Origin of the sequence: Pseudorhodobacter sp. (genome assembly GCF_030452865.1) — a bacterium.
GTDB lineage: Bacteria > Pseudomonadota > Alphaproteobacteria > Rhodobacterales > Rhodobacteraceae > Pseudorhodobacter.
This window is the reverse complement of sequence record NZ_JAKDLJ010000159.1, coordinates 1-7,685: the sequence shown is the minus strand read 5'-3', so window position 1 is coordinate 7,685 and position 7,685 is coordinate 1. Positions and strand designations below refer to the sequence as shown.

The window sequence follows — 7,685 nt, the reverse complement described above, 5'->3', positions numbered from 1 at the left end:
GACTGTCATCGCGTCGATCAACATAGCGGCCCCAGGATTTCGGACAAAGGACGGTGATTTGGCGCGGTTTGCTTCACTTCTGACTGAAGCTGCTGCCGCTATATCACGCGGGCTAGGTTGGTCAGCAGGATCGTAATCATGATCACATCTGCGGCACCGTCTGGGGATGAAACCCCCGGCGTCGAGATATCTGTCAAAAGATGTCCTCCTTGTTGTTTGTATTTATTTACTCCTAGCGCATCGATGCTTAAATATCTACAGCGCAGCCAAAGGTTGTAACGCAAATTCGATTTTGCAGATGCGGCGCCATGATGTTAGGATCGGGCAACCCAAAGCCGTTAAATGCCGCAACGCGGCTTCCTCCAGCTGGATCAGCGCTCGTCGTGCAGAATCTTGGTTCACCGAATGACCGTGCCCATCGGACGAAAGTTTGGCTATAGGAACTTAGGCCGATTTTTTGAACAGATCGCCTTCTTGCGATTGTCCTATTAATTCTTCCCAATCAGGTGGCGGAGCGTCTTCGGAATTCAGGCCTTCCGGCGGTGTCAGAACCTTGGGGTTTGGGTTATTTACGATTGCCAATCTGAAGCGCATTGACGTCTTGCGATTTTCTGCGCCTGCCTCGGGCGCGGATGGTTCGTCGCTTTTGATCTGCTGCGCCGACATTTTGGTGGGCGCGTCCGCCTGTTTCAATTTTGTCTTGGTCTGAGCCTCCGCCACTACTGCGATTTCTTTCTGCGTGGGTGCCGGTGGCTCATCACTTTCGACCTTCGGCGCGGGTGTTCTTGCGGGTTCATCCGTCGGCTCTGGCTTTGCCTTGGCCTGATCATCCCCCGCGTTCGCCTCGGCTTCAACTTTCGGCACTTTTAAGACCTTAGGACCCAAAGGGTCGTTCGCCAACTCCGCCGGCAGCGGCGGAAACGGCAGCTCATATCCCTTTTGAGCATCCATCATCGCAGCAAACATAGGATCGTCAAAATACTTGATCCGCTTAGCTCTGATCGGGTGTTGCGGCGATGCGAGAATGATCACCTCGTCGGGGTCCATAAACCGGGCTTCGGTCTCAGAAAGGAGTGGGCGTTCTTCCAACCTGACGCTTGTCCCCTGCGCCCCGGCAAAGCCTTTGTTGCGGCCAAAGGAGGTTGTGACAGCTTCGCGGGTGGTCTTGCCGACAGACGCAGAAACCTCCTTCACTGTTTGCTCATCGCGCGGTGTAATGTAGAGCTTTAGCCCTGCGCCGTTCTCAAGGCTTTCTCGCCCGTCCTTGCCATAGATTTTGTCCAAGGCGGACAATGATTGCGCGATCATCGCGATCCGCCCGCCATAGCTTGCCAGAGTGTGAATCGCGCGTTCAAGATAGGGCAGCGCCCCCATTTGCTGGAATTCGTCAATCATCACCATGACCGGCCAAGGTTCATCCGGTCCCGGCTCATTGGCTCGAAGGCTTGCGATCAAGTCCGCAAACATCAAGCGCAGCAGTGGCGCAAGTGTTGGAATATGATCTTCCGACACCACAATATAGAGCGATTGCGGCCGCTTTCTGAATGTCGAGAAATTCATATCGTTGGCGCTGGTCGCCGCGACAACAGCAGGGTTGTCCCACTGTTTCAGCCCGGCGGTCTTGAGCGCCTGAATATTGCTGGTCAGCAGTTTGTCGGATGCGCTGGCCGCGTTGATCCACAAGAGCCTATGCGCGTGGCCTTTGGCCTCCTCGGCATAAGACTTGTACATTTGATTCTTGTCGGCCCCGTCCGATACAATCTTGTTGACCTCACCCAGATTGGGTCTGCGCCGTTGCAGGGCGAGAAGACAGGCCGCAACAAAGATCGTTTTGCCTGCCTCGGAGAAGGTGTTGCTCTGCTGGTTGTCCTTGTCCAGAAACAGGTCGGCCAGAATGCTGACTTCCGTGAACTGTTCGGCAAAACTCTTGCATTTCGCAATTCGATCCAGTGGATTGTAGCGATGGGTGCCACGCACCCAATCAAACGGCGAGAAGCGATAGACCTCATCGCCCTGGATCATGCGGTAGCGGGCGGTTTTATCAAAATTCTCGCCCTTGACGTCCAGTGCCACGATACTGCCACCGAAGGACAAGATATTTGGGATTACAAAGCCCACGCCTTTGCCGGCACGGGTGGGGGCGACCATCATCACATGCGGGATCGCAGTTGAACAAATATACTTTGCCTTTGAATCTTTAGGCGCTCCGAGTTTGCCACAGACAAACCCTGTGCCGACGGGTCGCACCATCCCATTTTTATTTAGCTCGGTCTTGGTCTGCCAATGGGCAGCCCCGTAGTCGCTGCGTTGCTTCTGATAGGTCCAGACAAAAGCCAGCAGGCCGAGTGCAACAGCCGACAAGATCACCGCAGCGAAGGCAACATTGCAGGCATCGGGATGTGCGGCCCGCAATCTCGTGCTGATCTTCCAAACCGCGAACATATCGAACCCGGAAAGCCCGCGGCGCAGAGCAAGCGTCAAATAGGCACTGCCGATGATGGTGCCGACCATGACCCCCGACAAAAGTCCGAAGACGACATTTACGACAAGCTTTGCTGTGCTGTGCATCCCCCTGCTCCTACAAGCTCAGATCATCATCAAGGCCAGGATCGGTCTTGTGCTCAAGGATCAGTTCTTCGGCCCGAGCGCGAGCGCGCTCTTGGTGCAAATCACCAGCCAAGTCAGCGAGATCGGCATCACCGCGTTCTTCGGCGGTAATTTCCAGATACTTTTGGGTGACGCTGATCTGATCAACTTTGGCAGGCAGCACTCCCTCCAAGACATCCCAATTGCCCCGGTCCAGATCGGCCATGCCTTCATCGCCCAATTCATGATGAAGTTCGGAAACCAGAGCGCGCTGGATCGTGTCGGTCTGTTCTTCGGTCATGTCACCATCCCGAAGGTTCTCGGCCAATTGACGGATATAGGCATTGGGGGTCTCAACATCCTCAAGATCGGCTTCAGAGACCTTATTGCCGAAACTGGCCGCAATCTCTTTCAACCGTTCGATCCTGGCCTCACCATAGTGCGGCTCTTCATATTCGATCTCAACCGCGCGGATCATGTCGTCAAAATGCCGGTCCAGCACCGCTGCAATCAAAATGTCGGCTTTGGTAAGCTGGTCTTGAGACAGATTGCCCGCGTCCCTCTCGGCAATGAGGTCGTTCAATCCGGTTGTCAGCTCCTCAAGATAAATCCCGCGAGATGCCCGGTTGTCAGGGTTCTCAAACATCTCAAGACTGACAATCACTGGCTCAAAAACCGTGTATGCATCTGGTTCATTGTCAAATTGCGCAGCAACACCGTTTTTCAGGTCTGTTAAGACCAACTCCGTTTGTTGGGCAATTTCAATTTGCGCCACCACGGTCTCTTCAATGTCAAAACTGCGTTCGCTGATATACGCCTTTGAGTATCCCTGACCCCGGAGCCTTGACACTTCCTCCTTGATGCCCTGCAAAATTGCTTGCTCTCGCTCCGCTTCGGCAATGGTTTTGCCGTCCTGGGTCTCCATGTCCTGACCCATCTCCGTTTGCAGGCCAGCGTCACGTTGCGCGGTGGCAACAATGTCGAAAGGGCTTTCCATTTCAATGCCAAGCGCTGTGCCAAGCCGCGTCTGAAACCCGCCCAACTTTTCAAGCGCTGCATCAAATTCTTGCGCTGAGGATTGGTCCAGCTCAATGCCCTCTTTGGCCAAGATTGCTCTGAGATCGCGATTGATCCAGTCTTGGGCAAGGCCGTGGTTCTTGGTGCCGCCGGTTTTCATACGCGCAAGAACATCTTCGGTATCTAGGCCGAGGTCTTGCCCCGCTTGCAGGACCTGCGCCAGAGTCTCGCGCTGCGCTGCATCAACAAAACGGTCTGCCAGATCGACAGCCCCTGCCCCCGGTGGATATATCTCCACCAGTTCTTGGTTATAGGCTTCGCGCCGCTCGGGGTCTGGGACCATCTGATAAAACTCAGCCAACACTGGCGCAGCCTTGGCCTCAAATTCGGCACGTTCCACCCCGATAAGCTCTTCCGCCCTGCCCCGGATACCGTCGATTTGCGCCTCGGCAAACTCAATGGCCTCCCCAACAGTTTTGATTTCACCCATATCCATTTCTCCTTGTTCTACATTCCACGCAATGCCACTCGACAGTCTGAGCCGCATAAGGCGCACCGCCTCGGCCAGCTCTGATTTGTCGATGCTTTCCAAAAGATCGGCGATGTCTGTGTATTCCTCGACAAACCCGACGATTGCCGCCCTTGCCCGTTCCGCCTCCGGCTCGCTCAGAGCCGTTCCCATCGGGCGTCGGTCTTCCGCCTTGGCGGCATAGATCTCTTCCAACCCTGCGGGTTTGTCGGTCAACCCGCGCTCCAGCCGGGTGGTGGCATGCAGCGCAACGCCGTAGCCTTCCGCAATTTCAGCCTGCTTCTCGCGCATGAGCTGGGGTGACATATTGCCCTTCGCCCAGCACGCAAACCATTCGCCCATGACAGAGCCGCGATTGTTCAACAGGATATGGGCATGGGGGTGATCTCGGTCGGTGTGGACCGCAATCATATAATCCCACTTATCGCCATAATGCCCGCTTTCAAAGAAATGCTCGCACCAATCCAAGGCAATGCCCTGGACCTGTTCTGCCGACACTTCCTTTGGAAAGCTCAACAGCATGTGGCTGGTAAAGCCGAGTTTTGACGTACCGCGCCAGGTTCCCGACCATTGTTCCATGATCGCAGCCTTCTGATCCTCGGAAAGCCTGTCGCCAGCCTCCAGGCTGTTGATCTGGTTCGAATAGGTGAACACGGCTTTGTCATTCACATAATCAAGCTGATTGCCCAAGGAGCTCAGAGTTTTACAGCCACCATTACGGATGCGCTTGAACACCGCTGCCCGTGATCCTTTCGCGGCCTTGATGATATTTCTGACCGAAGGCTGTCCGGCGCGTTTGAACGACCGGGCTTGTCGCTCCGCTGCACGGGCGCGTCCGCCCTTCGCTTTCAGGTCATCTTCGGCCCATGCCTCGCCCATGACGGCGTGATAGAGTGCTAAAGGGTCATGTTTGCTCATCGCAGGGCCTCCTTGGCTGTGATCAGCCGAGCCACCGCGTAACCACGTCGGGATTTGGCTTCATCCAAGATACCGCGCAGGTCTTCATGCAGGCGCGCATTGGTGTCGATGGACTTGGCCAACAACACCCGATCATCAACACTGAGCCGCAATTTTCCACGGTGAACGCTTTTGGCAAGCTGGTTGAGCAGATCCAACTCCTTGCCTTTGAGCCATACGGTTCTGTTGAACGCGTCCAATTGGTTTGGAAAGAGCTCGAACAGGCCCGCCGCCATGCGCAGCAAAACCCGGAATGCTTGGCTTGATCCGGTGATGCCAACTGCGGCGGCACCAGCCAAAAAGGTATCAATCTCACCGATGGGGGCGCGAAAAGCCACGGTCTTCGATGGGGTGCTCCGCCCTTTTGTCTGTCCGCGCTCCTCGGTAACAACGCGGTTGATGTGCCGAATGGTGACGCCAAATGTTTTTGAGAGCGTGTTGACACTCGCGCCGTTACGAAAACGCGCCACAAGCTCTTGTCGTTTTTCTATGGTCAATTTTTTCTGCGCCAGCGCCGCAGGACCCCCAAATGTCCAAAGTGCAAACGTTAGGCATATCCTGCCACCGTCCTTCCTTTCTTAAACACTGGGATCGAGATGGCTGGCAATGCAAAAGCGTATACGGTGCAATAAAAGTTTCTTTGTGCTGAAATAGGCTTTTCGTTGACGCCGAGGCGCGGAGCCTTCATTACCAACCTGTCATCTTGGCAACATGCCAAACTTACAGGAGATCAGACTGTCATTCTGTCAAATTGCCAGAAACACATTGAGCCGGTTTGCCATGAAGCCATATGGGCCGTCTGACAGGATAACCCGATATCAAATGCTCAGTTTGCCACTTTGCCAATGTGGCATGCTGTCGTTTTCTCATGCTGGCATTCTGACAAATTCACCGATGGACAGCCTGACACATGGCCGGCGTTACAGCCTGTCAACCTGCCATAGCGACATGTTGGGGCAGGCAATGACCTTCGGAAAGGAGCAACAGCCAAAATGCTGACAATCACATTGATGAACCAAAAGGGCGGTGCGGGAAAATCAACGGTCGCGCGAGCGCTGCTAAGTGCGGGCGACAGCAATGGGCTTCGTTGCGCTTTTATCGACGCAGACCAAACCGGCAATCTTGCGCGTTGGGCCATGCGTGCGGCCGAGGGCGGATTGTGGTCAGACGCAATCGACGCATATCAAACCATTGATGCGGAGGAAGTTGCAGAGATCGTCGATGAGATTGCCACTGAGAATAACATTGATCTGCTGGTGATTGATACGGCGGGGGATGCCTCGCGCGATCACGATGTTTTTGCCGTGGTTGCTGATCTTATTTTGTGCCCGATCATGCTATCGCGGTCCGACATTGAAACCGCGCGCGGCACGGCAAATTTTCTCTACCGTATGAAGGACCGCGCCGAAGACCCGTCACAAATGCCCGCATTTCGGATCATGCTCAACCGGGTTGCAAGCCGCCCCTCAAAAGGGGATCGAGAGATCATCGACGCTCTGCAAGCGACAAAGCTGGTCGGGCCCAATGAGAACACCGGACTTGAGGTAATGCAGATATTGGGAGCGGTGCTACAAGAGCGCGAGGCGTATAAGACCATGGACCGCGAAGGTCTGTTGGGACATGTCTTGGCGCGTCATAATGAAACAGCCCCGGGTTTTGCAAAACACCCGAAGCACCTGACCAATGCCATTACTGAGGCGGATAAGCTGCTCGCTGCCTGCTTTGCCGTCGCGGGAGGGGGCCACGATGACCGGTAAGAAAGCATCTCGGCGGTTGGTGTTAAAAGGGCCGGACAATGAATACGCAAAACGGGATGCTCTGAAAGCCGAAAAGCCTGATGTGACGATTGCGGAGCAAAACCCCACTGCGCTGGTTGTGGCGCAACAGGCTGACGCACCGGCCAAGGCTGAGAACCCGCTGGGCCCCTTGCCAGACATTGAACCAAAGAAGCCTGCATCAAAGCCAACCAGCAGCGCCGCAAAAGTCAACGGAGCGGCGATCAGGATATCTATACAAATCAATCTTGGTGAGAACGTCAGCACAAGGGCAACCGAGGTCGCCGCCAAATACGCTTTGGCGGTGGAGGATATCATCAAGGCTGCGCGATTGCGTGCCATCAAGCACTTCAAATTGCTCATCGAGACGGGGGGGTCGCTTGGAGCGCTGGCAATTGAAGAAGGCGGACTAGCCACACGGGTTGCAACCAGGTTCACAGGTGACCTCGCGGCGAAGATCAGCGCGCAATTTGACCCTCTGGACCTCGGGTTTGCGGCCAGTCGCCTCAAACCCGTGATTACGAGTCTCGTGCAACAACAGCTCAGAGAAATCTGTGACGCTACTTGCTAAAGCGCTTTGCATTTCATCTAGACGCCGAAACGCACTCACGGGGGTGTGTTAATCGCACAGCACAGGGCGCGCGGACCCAATGGACACTTCTGACAGAGCATCGGCCCCGCTACGGATCTGGATCGTTTTTGCTCTGGCAAAAGCCCGCGCCAACCCTGCATGTGCTTTTGGGGGCAGGTTCTTGAACAGGATCAAAAAGCCAGCTGCCCCAGATAACGCGTATGAGTCCCCGCCGATCGCAAGGCGATAG

Annotated in this window: 5 protein-coding genes; 2 read left to right on the top strand and 3 right to left on the bottom strand. The window is 55.1% G+C overall.

Translation table 11 applies throughout. The features are described from left to right. Positions 1–444: 444 nt before the first annotated feature. The 3 genes from L0H65_RS10595 to L0H65_RS10585 are packed head-to-tail and all read right to left on the bottom strand — an operon-like array spanning position 445 to position 5,586. Positions 445–2,568 (bottom strand): type IV secretory system conjugative DNA transfer family protein, encoded by a 2,124-nt coding sequence (locus L0H65_RS10595; RefSeq protein WP_301458865.1) that lies wholly within the window; start codon positions 2,566–2,568, stop codon positions 445–447. A gap of 10 nt (positions 2,569–2,578) precedes the next feature. Beyond that, entirely contained in the window at positions 2,579–5,050 is a 2,472-nt protein-coding gene (locus L0H65_RS10590; protein WP_301458863.1) for a relaxase/mobilization nuclease domain-containing protein, read from the bottom strand. Continuing rightward, entirely contained in the window at positions 5,047–5,586 is a 540-nt protein-coding gene (locus tag L0H65_RS10585) for a hypothetical protein (protein ID WP_301458861.1), read from the bottom strand. Before L0H65_RS10585 ends, L0H65_RS10590 begins: the two co-directional genes overlap by 4 nt. A gap of 495 nt (positions 5,587–6,081) precedes the next feature. Here L0H65_RS10585 and L0H65_RS10580 point away from each other — a divergent pair, with 495 nt between their 5' ends. Next, positions 6,082–6,846, top strand: a complete 765-nt coding sequence (locus L0H65_RS10580) for a ParA family protein (protein WP_301458860.1) — start codon at positions 6,082–6,084, stop codon at positions 6,844–6,846. Next, positions 6,836–7,435: a hypothetical protein gene (locus L0H65_RS10575; protein WP_301458859.1), complete on the top strand. Its 600-nt coding sequence runs from the start codon at positions 6,836–6,838 to the stop codon at positions 7,433–7,435. Before L0H65_RS10580 ends, L0H65_RS10575 begins: the two co-directional genes overlap by 11 nt. The last annotated feature ends 250 nt before the right edge of the window (positions 7,436–7,685 follow it).

Excerpts from the sequence above, each read along its gene's own strand:
- L0H65_RS10575 (WP_301458859.1), top strand. The coding sequence starts at position 6,836 with ATGACCGGTAAGAAAGCATCTCGGCGGTTGGTGTTAAAAGGGCCGGAC.
- L0H65_RS10590 (WP_301458863.1), bottom strand. The coding sequence starts at position 5,050 with ATGAGCAAACATGACCCTTTAGCACTCTATCACGCCGTCATGGGCGAG.
- L0H65_RS10595 (WP_301458865.1), bottom strand. The coding sequence starts at position 2,568 with ATGCACAGCACAGCAAAGCTTGTCGTAAATGTCGTCTTCGGACTTTTG.
- L0H65_RS10580 (WP_301458860.1), top strand. The coding sequence starts at position 6,082 with ATGCTGACAATCACATTGATGAACCAAAAGGGCGGTGCGGGAAAATCA.